The 14739-nt window shown below is 60.9% G+C and carries 12 protein-coding genes; 1 reads left to right on the top strand and 11 read right to left on the bottom strand.

Translation table 11 applies throughout. From position 1 onward, the window contains the following. Positions 1-21 precede the first annotated feature (21 nt). The 11 genes from nuoI to FEV16_RS00010 form a co-directional block, all read right to left on the bottom strand. Positions 22-510, bottom strand: a complete 489-nt coding sequence (nuoI, locus tag FEV16_RS00060; RefSeq protein ID WP_138165578.1) for an NADH-quinone oxidoreductase subunit NuoI — start codon at positions 508-510, stop codon at positions 22-24. Between the two features lie 7 nt (positions 511-517). Continuing rightward, positions 518-1543 carry an NADH-quinone oxidoreductase subunit NuoH gene (gene nuoH, locus FEV16_RS00055; RefSeq protein ID WP_138166418.1) on the bottom strand — a complete coding sequence of 342 codons (1026 nt, stop codon included), beginning with the start codon at positions 1541-1543 and terminating at the stop codon, positions 518-520. Positions 1544-1578: 35 nt separating this feature from the next. Beyond that, complete coding sequence (gene nuoG / locus FEV16_RS00050; protein WP_138165577.1) at positions 1579-3639, bottom strand: NADH-quinone oxidoreductase subunit NuoG; 2061 nt, start codon at positions 3637-3639, stop codon at positions 1579-1581. 34 nt (positions 3640-3673) lie between these two features. Continuing rightward, positions 3674-4978 (bottom strand): NADH-quinone oxidoreductase subunit NuoF, encoded by a 1305-nt coding sequence (gene nuoF / locus FEV16_RS00045; RefSeq protein ID WP_138165576.1) that lies wholly within the window; start codon positions 4976-4978, stop codon positions 3674-3676. A gap of 19 nt (positions 4979-4997) precedes the next feature. Next, positions 4998-5612: an NADH-quinone oxidoreductase subunit NuoE gene (gene nuoE / locus FEV16_RS00040; RefSeq protein ID WP_138165575.1), complete on the bottom strand. Its 615-nt coding sequence runs from the start codon at positions 5610-5612 to the stop codon at positions 4998-5000. Further along, positions 5612-6832, bottom strand: coding sequence for an NADH-quinone oxidoreductase subunit D (locus tag FEV16_RS00035; RefSeq protein ID WP_138165574.1), 1221 nt, complete (start codon positions 6830-6832; stop codon positions 5612-5614). Before FEV16_RS00035 ends, nuoE begins: the two co-directional genes overlap by 1 nt. Before the next feature lie 11 nt (positions 6833-6843). Continuing rightward, positions 6844-7446, bottom strand: a complete 603-nt coding sequence (locus FEV16_RS00030; RefSeq protein WP_138165573.1) for an NADH-quinone oxidoreductase subunit C — start codon at positions 7444-7446, stop codon at positions 6844-6846. A gap of 161 nt (positions 7447-7607) precedes the next feature. Beyond that, positions 7608-8198, bottom strand: a complete 591-nt coding sequence (locus FEV16_RS00025; protein ID WP_138165572.1) for an NADH-quinone oxidoreductase subunit B — start codon at positions 8196-8198, stop codon at positions 7608-7610. Beyond that, positions 8189-8551, bottom strand: coding sequence for an NADH-quinone oxidoreductase subunit A (locus FEV16_RS00020; protein ID WP_138165571.1), 363 nt, complete (start codon positions 8549-8551; stop codon positions 8189-8191). The genes FEV16_RS00025 and FEV16_RS00020 overlap by 10 nt, the downstream gene beginning before the upstream one ends. A gap of 185 nt (positions 8552-8736) precedes the next feature. Next, the gene (locus tag FEV16_RS00015) at positions 8737-9549 is read right to left on the bottom strand and encodes an ATP12 family protein (protein ID WP_138165570.1); all 813 of its coding nucleotides are present in this window, start codon (positions 9547-9549) and stop codon (positions 8737-8739) included. An 83-nt stretch (positions 9550-9632) separates the two neighbouring features. Beyond that, entirely contained in the window at positions 9633-10697 is a 1065-nt protein-coding gene (locus FEV16_RS00010) for an RluA family pseudouridine synthase (protein ID WP_138165569.1), read from the bottom strand. Positions 10698-11024: 327 nt separating this feature from the next. On the opposite strand from FEV16_RS00010, the gene FEV16_RS00005 reads away from it, so the two are divergent. Next, positions 11025-14739, top strand: a 3715-nt coding sequence (locus FEV16_RS00005) for an autotransporter-associated beta strand repeat-containing protein (RefSeq protein ID WP_171015109.1), incomplete at its 3' end; no start/stop codon positions are given.

Raw genomic sequence — 14739 nt, 5'->3', positions numbered from 1 at the left:
CGCAAGCTCAATTGGCTCACGTCAGCGATAGGGCGAATCGAGCGCGATGTTGCGCGCGATCTCGCGCTCCCAGCGATCGCCGTTCTCAAGCAGACGCTCCTTGGTGTAGTACAGCTCCTCTCGGGTTTCGACCGAGAATTCGGAATTCGGCCCCTCGACGATGGCGTCGACCGGACAGGCTTCCTGGCAGTAGCCGCAATAGATGCACTTCACCATGTCGATGTCGTAGCGCGTCGTGCGGCGGGTGTCGTCGTTGCGGCGCGGACCGGCTTCGATGGTGATCGCCTGCGCGGGGCAGATCGCCTCGCAAAGCTTGCAGGCGATGCAGCGCTCCTCGCCATTGGGATAACGTCGCAGCGCATGCTCGCCACGGTAGCGCGGCGATTGCGGATTCTTCTCATGCGGATAGTTGATCGTCGCCTTCGGCTTAAAGAAGTAGCGCATCGACAGCAGGAATGCGCCGACGAACTCCGAAAGGAAGAGCGACTTGGCGGCTTGATCGAGTTTCATGACGGCCTCAAACGCCTGCCGGTCCCGCCGGCCAGAATTGCAGCACGGCGGCGACGATGATGACCATGGCGAGGGAGATCGGCAGGAAGACTTTCCAGCCGAGGCGCATCAGCTGATCGTAGCGATAGCGCGGCACGAATGCCTTCACCATGGCGAAGAAGAAGAAGAAGAAGCTCACCTTCAGGATGAACCAGATCACGCCCGGCACATAGGTGAAGGGCGCAATTTTGATCGGCGGCAGCCAGCCGCCGAAGAACAGGATCGTCAGCAGCGCGCACATGGTGACGATCGCCACATATTCAGCGAGCATGAAGAGCACATACGGCGTCGCCGAATATTCGATCATGAATCCGGCGACGAGCTCCGACTCCGCCTCGACGAGATCGAACGGCGGACGATTGGTTTCAGCAAGCGCCGAGACGAAGAAGATGATGAACATCGGAAATAGGCGCAGCCAATACCAGCCTGCCATGCCGTAGGAAGTATCCTGCGCATTGACGATGTCGGTCAGATTGAGAGAACCGGCGCAGAGCAGCACGGTGATGATGACGAAGCCGATCGAGACTTCGTAGGAGACCATCTGCGCCGCGGAGCGCAGCGCCGAAAGGAAAGGATATTTCGAGTTCGACGCCCAACCGCCCATGATGACGCCGTAAACGCCGAGCGAAGACAGCGCGAAAATGTAAAGTATGCCGACATTGATGTCGCCGACCGCCCAACCGTCAGCGACCGGGATGACGGCCCAAGCGGCGATCGAGAGCGTCGCCATGATGAAGGGCGCAAACAGGAAAATGCCCTTGTTGGCGACATCCGGAATAACGGGCTCCTTGAGCGCGAATTTGATGAAGTCCGCGAAGCTCTGCAGAAGACCCCAAGGTCCGACGACATTCGGTCCGCGACGCAATTGCACTGCCGCCCAAATCTTGCGGTCCGCAAGAATGACGTAAGCCACATAGATGAGCAGCGCGACCGCGAGCAGAACGCTCTTCACGGCCGCGAGAAGAAGCGGATAGGCGATAAAGAAATCCGAAATGGCGCTCGTCCAACCGTCGCTCACGTCCAAAGCTCCTATTCCGCCGCTTGAGCCAGCCGGCCTTGCGCCACAGCCGAACATTCCGCCATGACCGCCGAGGCGCGGGCGATCGGATTTGTGAAGTAAAAATTCTGGATCGCCGGAACGAAGGGGTCCTTCATCGCCACGGCAGGATGATTGGCGAGAGCAACGACCTGCGCGGGCTCGCCTTTCGCAATCTCATCCACTTGCGCAAAATGCGGATGCGCTTCGACGAGTCGCCGGCGCAACGCCGCGAGCGAGTCGAAGGGCAGCGGATTGCCGAGCGCGCCCGAGAGCGCGCGTAACACCGCCCAATCCTCGCGCGCTTCTCCGGGCGGGAACACAACGCGGAAGGCGCGCTGCACGCGGCCTTCGGTGTTGACGTAAAGGCCGGACTTTTCCGTATAGGCCGCGCCGGGCAGGATCACGTCGGCGCGATGCGCGCCGCGGTCGCCATGCGCGCCGATGTAAACCACAAAGGCGCCGGGCTCGATCGCAAGTTCGTCGGCGCCAAGATTGAAGATGAGGTCAAGCGCGCCTGTCTTCGCCATGGCGCGGGCGTCCAACCCGCCGGCGCCTGGCGTGAAGCCGAGATCGAGCGCGCCGACGCGGGCGGCCGCCGTATGCAGGACCGAAAATCCATTCCAGCCCTCGCTGAGTCCGCCGAGGCTTTGCGCGGCCTGAGCGGCAAGGGTGAGAGCCGCCTCTCCGTCGTCACGCGCCAAGGCGCCCTGTCCGACGATGACGAGCAGCTTCTCCACTGGCTTCGCGGACCGGATGAACTGCAAAAGCGACTCGGGACCTGCGCCGAGATAATCGTAACCGTAGGTGAGATCGGGCCGCTCGCCGACAAGCGAAATTTTGAAATCGCCTCTGAGCCACCGCTTGCGGATACGCGCGTTGAGAACGGGCGCTTCCTTACGCGGATTGGCGCCGATGATGAGCGCCGCGCCGGCCTGCTCAATCCCTGCGACAGTCGCATTGAAGAGATAAGACGCGCGCCCGAACTTCGGGTCGAGTTTGGCGTCGTCCTGACGGCAATCGACGTTCGGCGTTCCAAGCTGCTCGGCGAGAAGCTTCAGCGCGAAGGTCTCTTCGACCGCGGCAAGATCCCCGACGAGCGCGCCGATGCGCGACGCGGACGTCGCCTTCGTTTTTGCGGCGACGGCGGCGAGCGCCTCCTGCCATGAAGCGGGACGCAGCCGTCCGTTCTCGCGAATATAGGGGCGATCAAGACGCTGCGTCTTCAGGCCGTCGACGATCTGGCGAGTCTTGTCGGAGATCCACTCCTCATTCACAAGATCATTGACGCGCGGCAGAATGCGCATGACTTCGCGACCGCGCGAGTCGACGCGGATCGCGGAGCCAAGCGCGTCCATGACGTCGATCGTCTCGGTCTTTTGATATTCCCACGGGCGGGCGCGGAAATTCTGCGGTTTAGGAAGCAGGGCGCCGACGGGACAAAGATCCGCGACATTCCCCTGCAACTCTGAGCTCATGGCGCTTTCGAGATAGGTGGTGATCTCCATATCCTCGCCGCGACCGATGGCGCCCATATCCCCAGTGCCGGCGACTTCCGCGGTGAAGCGAACGCAGCGCGTGCAATGGATGCAGCGCGTCATTTCGGTCTTGACCAGCACGCCGATATATTTGTCCTCGACCGCGCGCTTGTTTTCGCGATAGCGCGAACTGTCGACGCCGAAGACCAACGCCTGATCCTGCAGATCGCATTCGCCGCCCTGATCGCAGATCGGGCAGTCCAGCGGATGGTTGATGAGCAGAAACTCCATCACCCCTTCGCGCGCCTTTTTCACCATCGGCGACTTGGTGAGAACTTCCGGCGGCGCGCCGTTCGGACCGGGCCGCAAATCCTTCACCGACATGGCGCAAGACGCCTGTGGCTTCGGCGGCCCGCCCTTCACCTCGACAAGGCACATGCGGCAATTGCCGGCGATCGACAGGCGCTCGTGATAGCAAAAGCGCGGGACCTCCACGCCAGCCTGCTCACAGGCCTGCAACAGCGTGAAATCGCCCGGCACGTCCACTTCGACGCCATCGACGAGAATCTTGGTCACTTCGCTCTCTCCGAAGTCTCGACGAATTCGATCATCATTCAGCCGCCACGCGGATCGGATCGGGATGCGGATTGGCCGCATATTGATCGATGCGCTTCTCGATCACGTCGCGGAAATGGGTGATCAGCCCCTGGATCGGCCAGGCCGCCGCATCGCCGAGCGCGCAGATCGTGTGGCCTTCGATCTGTTTCGAGACATCGAACAGCATATCGATTTCTTTTTTGTGCGCGCGGCCTTCGACCATGCGCTGCACGACACGCCACATCCAGCCGGTGCCCTCGCGGCACGGCGTGCACTGGCCGCAGCTCTCGTGCTTGTAAAAGTAAGCGAGGCGCGCGATGGCCCGGATGATGTCTGTCGACTTGTCCATAACGATCACCGCCGCCGTGCCGAGGCCGGACTTCAGCGCGACGAGACTGTCGAAATCCATCGGGCAATCGACGATCTCATGCGAGGGCACGCAGCGCACCGATGAGCCGCCCGGAATGACCGCGAGCAGATTGTCCCAGCCGCCGCGCACGCCGCCGCAATGCGTCTCGATCAATTCCCGGAAGGAGATCGACATCGCCTCTTCGACATTGCACGGCCGGTTGACGTGGCCGGAAATGGAAAAGAGCTTCGTGCCCGTGTTGTTGGGCCTGCCGATGCCTGCGAACCAGGCGGCGCCGCGGCGCAGAATGGTCGGCGCGACCGCGATCGACTCGACATTGTTGACCGTCGTCGGGCAGCCATAAAGTCCGACATTGGCAGGGAACGGCGGCTTTAAGCGCGGCATGCCCTTTTTGCCCTCAAGGCTTTCGAGCAGCGCGGTCTCCTCGCCGCAGATATAAGCGCCAGCGCCGTGGTGGACATAGAGATCGAAAGGATAGCCGTGGATATTGTCCTTGCCGATCAGCCGAGCCTCATAGGCCTCGTCGACGGCTTTTTGAAGCGCGATGCGCTCGGCGATGAATTCGCCGCGAATATAAATGTAACAGGCATGCGCGCCCATGGCGTAGCTCGCGACAAGCGCGCCCTCGACCAGCGTATGCGGATCGTTGCGCATGATCTCGCGATCTTTGCAGGTGCCGGGCTCCGACTCGTCGGCATTGATGACGAGATAATGCGGCCGCTTGGGGTCGACTTCCTTCGGCATGAAGGACCATTTCAGGCCCGTCGAAAATCCCGCGCCGCCGCGCCCGCGCAGGCCCGAGGCCTTGATCTCGTTGATGATCGCGTCGCGACCCTTGTCCAAGAGCGCCTTGGTGTTGTCCCACTGCCCGCGCTTTCTCGCGCCGGCAAGCGATCTGTCGCCCAGGCCATAAAGGTTGGTGAAAATTCGATCCGCGTCGGAAAGCATGGTTCTTCTCTTCCCTTCGCTACTTCGCGCCGTCGCCGTAAAACGACGTCAGGCTCGTGAGCTTACCGACCGGCTCCGAAGAGATGCGCCCGATCTGCGAGCCGGTCTTCACAGGGCGACCAGCGGCGAGATTGTCGAGGAGCTTCTCGAAGTTCTCGGCCGTCAGATCCTCGTAATAGTCATCGTTGATCTGCACCATCGGCGCGTTGCAGCAGGCCCCGAGACACTCGACTTCGATCCAGGAGAACAGACCGTCATCGGTCACGCGCCGCTGAGGACCGACACGGCGTTGCAGCACTTCAATGATCTCATCCGAGCCGGCGAGTAGACACGGCGTCGTGCCGCAAAGCTGGACGAAATATTTGCCGACCGGCTCCAGATTGAACATCGAATAGAAGGTCGCGATCTCAAGCACGCGAATCTTCGCCATGCCGAGCGCATCCGCGACTTTCTCGATCGCCGCCTGCGGCAGCCAATTATCATTCTGCTTTTGCGCCTGCCACAGCGCCGGCACGACCATGGACGCCTGGCGGCCATCGGGATATTTGGCGATCTGCGTTTCGAGCCACGCCCTGTTTTCGGGCGTGAACTCGAAGCTCGCGGGTTGATCTTCGGCGAGACGACGGGTGGACATTAGCGATCGACCTCCCCGAACACGATGTCGAGCGAACCAAGGATCGCAGAGACGTCGGCGAGCATGTGGTTCTTGCAGAGAAAATCCATGGCGGACAAATGCGCGAATCCCGGCGCGCGAATCTTGCAGCGATAGGGCTTGTCGCCGCCGTCCGAGACGAGATAGACGCCGAATTCGCCTTTGGGCGCCTCAACCGCGGCGTAGACCTCGCCTTCCGGCACGTGAAAACCTTCGGTGAAGAGTTTGAAGTGATGGATCAAGGCTTCCATCGAGCGCTTCATCTCGCGGCGCGACGGCGGCGTGATCTTGTGATTTTGCGTCATCACAGGGCCGCGATTTTCGGCGCGCATCAGCTTCTCGATGCACTGCTTCATGATCGAGGTCGATTGCCGCATCTCCTCCATGCGGATCACGGCGCGGTCGTAACAATCGCCATGCTTGCCGACCGGAATGTCGAACTCCATCTCCTCATAGCATTCGTAAGGCTGCGCCTTGCGCAGATCCCACGCCGCTCCCGAGCCGCGCACCATCACGCCTGAGAAGCCCCATTTCCAGGCGTCTTCGAGAGAGATGACGCCGATGTCGACGTTGCGTTGCTTGAAGATGCGATTGCCGATGAAGAGTTCGTCGAGATCGTCGACGACCTTGAGGAACGGATCGCAAAAGGCGCCGATGTCTTCGACGAGTTGGTCCGGCAGGTCGCGCGCGACGCCGCCGGGCCGGAAATAATTGGCGTGCATGCGCGCGCCTGAGGCGCGCTCATAGAACACCATCAGCTTCTCGCGCTCTTCATAGCCCCATAACGGCGGGGTGAGCGCGCCGACGTCCATCGCCTGCGAGGTGACGTTGAGCAGATGCGAAAGGAGACGACCTATTTCCGCGTAAAGCACGCGAATGAGTTGACCGCGACGCGGAACTTCGACGCCCAGCAGACGCTCGATGGCGAGACAGAACGCATGCTCCTGATTCATCGGCGCGCAATAATCGAGCCGATCGAAATAGGGCACGTTCTGCAGATAGGTCCGCGCCTCCATGAGCTTTTCGGTGCCGCGATGCAGGAAGCCCACATGCGGATCGACGCGCTCGACGACCTCGCCGTCCAACTCCAGGATGAGGCGCAGCACGCCATGCGCGGCCGGATGCTGCGGTCCGAAGTTGATGTTGAAGTTGCGCAGGCCCTGCGATTCGGGTTTCGCTGGCGCGGTGGTTTGATCGTTCATCTGCGACGCGCTCACATGCTCGCCTTTTCGTCGCCGGGAAGATCGTAATGCACGCCTTCCCAGGGCGAGAGGAAATCGAAGTTGCGGTATTCCTGGCTCAGCCGAACCGGCTCATAGACGACGCGCTTCTGCTCGTCGTCGTAACGCACCTCGACGAAGCCCGTCATCGGGAAATCCTTGCGCAGCGGATGGCCGTCGAAGCCATAGTCGGTCATGATGCGGCGCAGATCGGGATGGCCCGAAAAAATCACGCCGAAGAGATCGTAGGTCTCGCGCTCAAACCAGTCCGCGCCGGGATAGAGCGGGGTGAGCGACGCGACAGGCGTTTCTTCCGACGCCGGCGTCTTGATGCGTATGCGGCGGTTATGCTTTGGCGACAACAGATGGGCGACGACCTCGAAACGCTCGGCGCGCTCCGGGTAATCCGCCGCGGTGATGTCGATGAAGCAAGCGAAGAGGCAGTCGGGATTGTCGCGCAGATATTCGGCGACCTCGAGCCAACGTGTTCGGTGCACGGTCAGCGTAAGCTCGCCATAGGCGACCTTCACATTGTTCACCGCGCCCGAAAGCGCGCCACTGATTTTGGCGCCGAGAGCTTCCAACTCAGCCGACATTCTAAATTCCTTGGCGTGCCGCAATTCCCTCGTCCTTTGAGACGGCGGCTGCGCCGCCGCCTCATGATGGAATTGCTTGACCCGAACCCGCCCTCATCCTGAGGAGCCCGCGCAAGCGGGCGTCTCGAACGACGAAGGCGGACAATCCCTCAGTTACGTCGCTAGCGCTCGATCGTGCCCGTGCGCCGGATTTTCTTCTGCAACAGCAGCATGCCGTAAACGAGCGCCTCCGCCGAAGGCGGGCATCCCGGCACATAGATGTCGACCGGAATGATGCGATCGCAGCCGCGCACTACCGAATAGGAATAGTGGTAGTAGCCGCCGCCATTGGCGCAGGAGCCCATCGAGATCACGTAACGGGGCTCCGGCATCTGGTCGTAGACCTTGCGCAGCGCCGGCGCCATCTTGTTCGTCAACGTGCCCGCGATGATGATGCAGTCGGACTGGCGCGGGCTCGCGCGCGGCGCGAAACCGAAGCGCTCCAGATCATAGCGCGGCATCGCCGCCTGAATCATCTCGACGGCGCAGCAGGCGAGGCCGAAAGTCATCCACATGAGCGAGCCGGTGCGCGCCCAGTTGATGACGTCGTCCGTCGCGGTGACGAAAAAACCCTTGTCGGCAAGTTCGTCGTTGAGATGAAGAAAGAACGGATCGTCCGAGCCGACCGGTTTGCCGGTGCGGGGGTCGATCAGTCCCCTAGGCTGCGGCGCGATCAGAGTCTGGCGCGCGCTTTCCTTTTCGATCAATCCCATTCCAAAGCTCCCTTGCGCCACTCGTAGACGAAGCCGACGGTGAGCACGCCAAGGAAGACCATCATCGACCAGAAGCCGAAGGCGCCCGCTTCCTTAAAGGCCACCGCCCAGGGAAAGAGAAAGGCCACTTCGAGATCGAAGACGATGAACAGAAGAGAGACGAGATAAAAGCGCACGTCGAATTTCATGCGCGCGTCATTGAACGGATTGAAGCCGCATTCATAGGCGGACATCTTTTCCGGGTCCGGCGCCTTAAAAGCGAGCAAGAAGGGAGCAACGAGCAGTGCGCCAGCGATCACGGCCGATAGCGCGATGAAGATCACCAGCGGCAGATATTGTTCGAGCAGGGGCATCGAGTCTTGTCCGACTTCGGCGGGGCGAGGGCCGGTCGCGGGAGCGTTTCCTTGGCGGTATTCCTTAGAACGACTCCAGGCCGCGCGTTCCGTAACAAAGGCCATTGTGCAAAGCAAGAGAGGAAGCGGGCCAGCGGCAAATTGGCCGCAGTCTTGAGCGACGGCGCCTTTAAATTGCGCGTTGGTCAGTCGGGCGTGGAATGGCGCGACAGAGTCGCCGCCGCCTCAAACTCCCGAAAACGCGCCAACCGTCGGGCCATGGCTTCATCATCTGCGCCCCAAGCGCGCATCTGCCAGTCTTCGTCGACGTTGGCGGCATCCCAGGCCGAGCGCGCATCTATCCGGTGAAGCGCGGTTGCAAGCGCAATGATCGCTGACCCTGTGAGCGTGGTCATGACGTTTAGCGCCGCGAGCCTGAGCGGCGCGCCGGCGCCCTCCCCCACATATTCGCGCAAAGCCCGCGCGATAGCGTCGAGCGCCTCCTGCGGCTGTTCGATGAACATGACGCCCTCCGCGAGCGCGAGCTTCGCGCCGAGCTTGTCCCGGGCGAAGGCGATGAGCGGATCCCAAGCAGCGGCTTGGGCGGCCGCCAGGCCCTCAGGCTCTCCGGCGCGGTAGCAGATAAGGTCGGAGGCGACATATTTGGCGACCTCGGCTTCGACCTCAGCCATTTGCGCGGCGATCCCGTCAAGCGCTGTATTCATCAGCTTCGTGAGCGGCATTGTTGCGGGATCGATTGTTTCGCCTTGGCGCGCCCATTCGGCGGCGATCGCCTCCGCCAGCGGCTGCGCGGGCGCAACCAGGGGACGCCGCGCTGGCGTGTTGACCGGCCGGCCATCGAGAAAGACGCCGTAGCCGCCTTCGGCCGGCCCCGCGACCGCCTCTTTGTAGAAGCGTTTCGGCAGGGCGCGCGCCGGTTCGCGCGTCGCTTTTATCGGATCGCGCTCCGCGGGAGAGACGAAAAAATCAGCGTCCAGGCCGGTCGGCTCTTTTGACATTAATCAAACCCTGGCGCGAGACCCCGATCTGTGAGCGTCGATGCCGCCACAAGCGCGGGCATGACGCGCTCTGAAAGGCGCCCTTAAACGTCCGGAGCGTCTTCGATCGGATCGTGACGCTTCACGTCGAAGCCGAAAAGCTCCCAGCTCTTTTTCATATGGTCGGGCAGCGGCGCGGTCACATCCAGAGTTCCCCCCTTAGGATGCGGCAATACAAGACGGCGGGAGAGAAGGTGGAGCTTGCGGTCGAGCCCCTCGGGCATCGCCCGCAGCGGATCGCGACGGCGTACCTCATCCTCGGGGCGATGGCCATATTTGGGATCGCCGAAAATCGGATGGCCGATCGCCTCCGCGTGAGCGCGCAGCTGATGGGTGCGCCCGGTGAGCGGCTTCATTGACAGCCAGGCGCAGCGCGGCGCGACCTTGTCGACGATGGCGTAATAAGTCAGCGAATGCTGCGCGTCGGACTCGCCATGCTTGGCGATGCGCATTTTCTCGAGTTCCCTGGCGCCGCCTCTGGATTTTTCCATGCCGGCGCCTTTCGCCAGATAGAGCGAAATCCGTCCCTGCGCCGGCTTCGGCACGCCCTCGACGAGCGCCCAATAGATTTTCTTCGCCTGCCGAGAACGGAAAATTTCGCCAAGTTCAGCGGCCATCCGCCGGTTCTTGGCGACGAGCAGCACGCCAGAGGTGTCGCGATCGAGGCGATGCACGAGGACTGGCCGCGTATCGCCTTGCGCGAGGGATTCCAGCATGCCGTCAATATGCCGCGTCTGGCCTGAGCCGCCCTGCGTCGCAAGGCCATAGGGCTTATTGAGCGCGAGAATGTCTTTGTCCTCGAAGAGGACCATCGCCTTCAGCGCCTGCGCCTCTTCCGGTCGCACACGTCGGACCGACGGCGCCGCGGGCGCCTCGATCTTCAATGGCGGCACCCGAATCTTTTGCCCCTCTTCGAGCCGCGTCGACGTTTCGACGCGCTTGCCGTCGACGCGCACCTCGCCCTTGCGGCAGATTTTTGCTAGGTGCGACAGTGCGAGCGTCGGATAGCGACGCTTGAACCAGCGATCGACTCGCATCCCCGCCTCGTCTTCGGTGACGACGGCGATGGAAACGCCCGACAGGGTTACGGGCGATTTTGAAGCTTGCATGGCCGCCTTATCACGCAACGCAAGCAGCCTGTCGACCCCTAAAGCAATAGACTTTCAGTAAATTTCGGGAGACGACTGCGGTTTGACGCAGTTTATTGCAGCTTAAAATGTAATATTCGAAAAAAGCAATATTCATCGATGGTTGAGCGGCATTCACGACGTATGACGCTCACATGTGTTGAAATTATGCAACACAATAAATTTCTTTAGAGCAAGAACGGCGAGTTTCTTACTTTCAAAGTATTATGCTTGTAACCCCGCCACAAGATGCAGCAACAGACATTCCAGTCCTCAGAAGCGTTTTTGTCACCCGAACGCACCCGCGTAATGCGGTTTCGGTCGCGGCTCGTCCCTACGACTGCGCTCACAGCCGCAGTGTTGTCACTGAACGCCTCGGGCGCGTTTGGCGCGGACGTTAGCACGCAAAGCCAACTCAATGCGGCGATCGCCGCCAGCGCCAACCCGATCAACGTTACATCCGGCGCTCTGGTTGTATCGGTAGGTCAGACGATAGCTTCGACCACGGACCTTATCGTCGCCCCTGGAGCGAGCCTGGACCTCTCGAGCGCCCTGCAGATGATCGGCTCTCTGAGTGGCGGCGGCGCGCTCACGCTCGGAACATCGAGTCTCATCGTCGGAGGCAATAACAGCAGCACGTCATTCTCCGGCACGATTGGAATGACCCATCAGGGTTATGAGTCAACTTACGGGCGCTTTTTCAAGACGGGAACTGGAACGCTCACGATCGATAACGCCACGTTCTCCCTGGGGGAGTCTTACATCGCCCAAGGGGCGATGGCGCAGACCAGCGGGAACACATCATTCGCCTATCTTTCGGTGGGCGAGAACAAAACCGGCGGGGTTCCCAACGTCGGCGCGCTCAATGTCTCCGGCGGCACGCTTACTATCGGGACCACCCTTCAGGTGGGTAGTTTCGAAGGTAATGGCACGGTCAATCAGACCGGCGGCACGGTAAAAGTCATCCCTCTTTGCGGGACGACAGCGCATTGCGCTGCGTTGAACATCGGCAACCAGGGGGGTACCGGCACTTACGCGATCAGCGGCGGCGAACTGATCGCCTCCATCGTCAATATAGGCCGTAAGACTAGTGGCAGCCAGAGCAGCACCGGCACGCTCGCCATCAGCGGTGGCGTCGTTGACATATCCACGAGAAGCGACGGCAACGGTGGCATACTCAATGGCCAACTCATTATCGGTTACAGCGCTCAATCGAACGGCAAAATCGAGCAGACGGGGGGAACCCTACGCATCCACAACGATTCAAAACTCTATCTTACCGGAGAAAGCACCAGCACGAGTATATACAATCTCAGTGGCGGCACGCTCGAGATCGGCGGCAGCAGCCTGCAGGCCGCCTACAGCAATCCCAACCCGCATTATCAATTCAATCTTGGCGGCGGCTCCATCAAGGTTATCGAGTCGGCGCTAACGACAAATGTGAACGCCACACTGACGAGCGGCGTTTCGACGATTGACACTAACGGCTTCGGCGCCACGTGGAGCGGCGTCTTCTCCGGCAGCGGCGGCCTCGCAAAAGCCGGCGCGGGCACTTTGACATTATCCGGCGCCAATACGTATTTGGGCGGAACTTTTCTCAATGACGGCATTCTCAAGGTCAATGCCGATAACAATCTCGGCGATGCAACAGGCGGATTGACCTTCAGCGGCGGCACGCTCCTGTTCGGCGCCGCGTTCAACACGGCTCGCAATATCACGCTAGCTGGCGGCGGCACGATCGACACCAACGGCTTCAATACGACCGTCTCCGGACAGTTGAGTGGCGCCGGCGGCTTGACCAAGACCGGCGTCGGCGCTTTGACATTGTCCGGCGCCAATACGTATTTGGGCGGAACTTTCATCAATCGCGGCGTGCTGAAGGTCAATGCCGATAACAATCTCGGCGATGCAGCAGGTGGATTGACCTTTGATGGAGGCACGCTCCAGTTCGGCGCCGCGTTCAATTCGGCTCGCAATATCGCGTTAGCTGGCAGCGGCATCCTCGACTCTAATGGCTTCGACGCCAGCCTCTCCGGCCAGCTAAACGGACAAGGCGCTTTGACCAAAACCGGAGCTGGAACGCTGACGCTCAACGGGAGCAGCTCCTATAGCGGCGCGACGGCTGTCAACCAAGGCACGCTGAGGGCCGGAGCAACTAACGCATTTTCACCATTGAGCGCGTTTTCGGTGGCGTCCGCCGCCACCTTCGACCTCAACAGTCTCAATCAGACGATCGGTTCGCTGGCCGGCGCAGGCAATGTCCTTCTCGGATCAGCGACCCTCACAACGGGCGGCGATAACAGCAGCACCACCTTTTCAGGGGTTGCCTCGGGCAACGGACAGATTTCCAAGACGGGAACCGGCACGTTCACGCTCACTGGGAGCAACGCTTACACCGGCGGCACGACGGTCACCGGCGGGTTGATCAATTTCGCTTCGGCGAACAATTTCGGCCCATCTGGAACGATCACGCTCAACGGCGGCGGCCTGCAATGGGCGACCGGAAACACAACTGATATTTCTTCCCGCCTAGCGGCCATGGGCATCGGCGGCGCGACATTCGATACCAATGGCAACAATGTCGTCTTTGCCACGAGCATTTCCGGGGTGGGCGGCCTAACCAAGAGCGGCGCGGGCATGCTCACATTGGTCGCGAATAATACGGGCCCGATCGCGGTGACCGGCGGCACGCTGCGGGCCGGGCAAATTGACGCATTTTCACCATTGAGCACGTTTTCGGTGGCGTCCGCCGCCACCTTCGACCTCAACAATCTCAATCAGACGATCGGCTCGCTCGCCGGCGCAGGCAATGTCACGCTCGGTTCGGCCACGCTTACGACCGGCGGCGACGGTACGAGCACGACGTTCTCCGGCTCGATCTCCGGGACCGGCGGCCTCACCAAGGAGGGCGCCGGCACGTTCACGCTGGCGGGCAACAATACCTATACGGGACTGACGACGATCAACGCCGGTCGGCTGAACGTCACCGGCAGTATCGTAAGCACCATCGTCAACAACGGCACATTTGCGTTGGACAACTCTGGCACGTCCACTGTCAGCGGCGTTATTTCAGGGACCGGCGCCATCGAAAAAACCGGCGCCGGAACGACTGTTCTCTCAAACATCAACACTTATACCGGCGCGACATCGGTGACCGACGGTAAGTTGGTCGTAAATGGTTCGATCGCGTCCTCTAGCGGATTGACGGTGGGGCAAGGAGCCGTGATCGGCGGCAACGGAATTCTACCTTCGGCGACGATCAACGGTGAATTGTCGCCAGGCAATTCGATCGGCTTGATCACGGTGGTTGGCGACCTTACGCTGGGCGCCGGCAGCCAGTACCTCGTAGAGGTCTCGCCAGTCGCCGCCGACCGCGCCAATGTGACGGGCGCGGCGTCGCTCGCGGGGACGGTGCTCGCGACTTTTGCAAGAGGCACTTACATAGTTAAGAACTATACTATCCTACATGCCGACGGAGGATTCGCCGGGTCCAAATTCTCCGGACTCGTCACTGCCAACGCTCCCGCGAATTTCATTACTAGTCTCAATTATACGTCAAACGACGTCTTCTTGAGCCTCACTGCTAATCTCGGCGGCGACGGTCCAGGCGGGATCAACGCCCTTCCGCGGAATCAACGCGGCGTTGCAAATGTGATCAACGCTTGGTTCAACGCGGGCCTTCCCTTGGCGCCAAGTTTTATCAACCTCTACAGCCTTACTGGAACTGGTCTGACAAACGCTTTGGCGAGTTCGGCGGGCGAACCAGCGACAGGCGCGCAACAGATCGGATATCGCTCACTGGACCACTTCCTGTATCAAATGCTTGATCTCCAGGAACCAAATCGCGGCCAAGGCCAAATAGGCGACGCAAGCGGCTTCATTGCGAGTTACACGACAGATCAGTCAGCCGCGTCGAAGAAAATCTCGCTTTCTCACGTGGACCTATCGCGTTCGCCCCAACCAAATGCTTCCGCACTTTACGAACCTCGCTGGTCGATCTGGGCCAGCCCCTTCGGCGGTTACG

It is taken from the genome of Methylocystis sp. B8 (genome assembly GCF_005771425.1).
In the GTDB taxonomy this organism is placed as follows: domain Bacteria; phylum Pseudomonadota; class Alphaproteobacteria; order Rhizobiales; family Beijerinckiaceae; genus Methylocystis.
The sequence above is the reverse complement of the archived record's forward strand: the minus strand, read 5'-3'. Positions and strand labels throughout refer to the sequence as shown.

Excerpts from the sequence above, each read along its gene's own strand:
- nuoI (WP_138165578.1), bottom strand. The coding sequence starts at position 510 with ATGAAACTCGATCAAGCCGCCAAGTCGCTCTTCCTTTCGGAGTTCGTC.
- nuoF (WP_138165576.1), bottom strand. The coding sequence starts at position 4,978 with ATGCTTTCCGACGCGGATCGAATTTTCACCAACCTTTATGGCCTGGGC.
- nuoE (WP_138165575.1), bottom strand. The coding sequence starts at position 5,612 with ATGTCCACCCGTCGTCTCGCCGAAGATCAACCCGCGAGCTTCGAGTTC.
- FEV16_RS00035 (WP_138165574.1), bottom strand. The coding sequence starts at position 6,832 with ATGAACGATCAAACCACCGCGCCAGCGAAACCCGAATCGCAGGGCCTG.
- FEV16_RS00030 (WP_138165573.1), bottom strand. The coding sequence starts at position 7,446 with ATGTCGGCTGAGTTGGAAGCTCTCGGCGCCAAAATCAGTGGCGCGCTT.
- FEV16_RS00025 (WP_138165572.1), bottom strand. The coding sequence starts at position 8,198 with ATGGGATTGATCGAAAAGGAAAGCGCGCGCCAGACTCTGATCGCGCCG.
- FEV16_RS00020 (WP_138165571.1), bottom strand. The coding sequence starts at position 8,551 with ATGCCCCTGCTCGAACAATATCTGCCGCTGGTGATCTTCATCGCGCTA.
- FEV16_RS00015 (WP_138165570.1), bottom strand. The coding sequence starts at position 9,549 with ATGTCAAAAGAGCCGACCGGCCTGGACGCTGATTTTTTCGTCTCTCCC.
- FEV16_RS00010 (WP_138165569.1), bottom strand. The coding sequence starts at position 10,697 with ATGCAAGCTTCAAAATCGCCCGTAACCCTGTCGGGCGTTTCCATCGCC.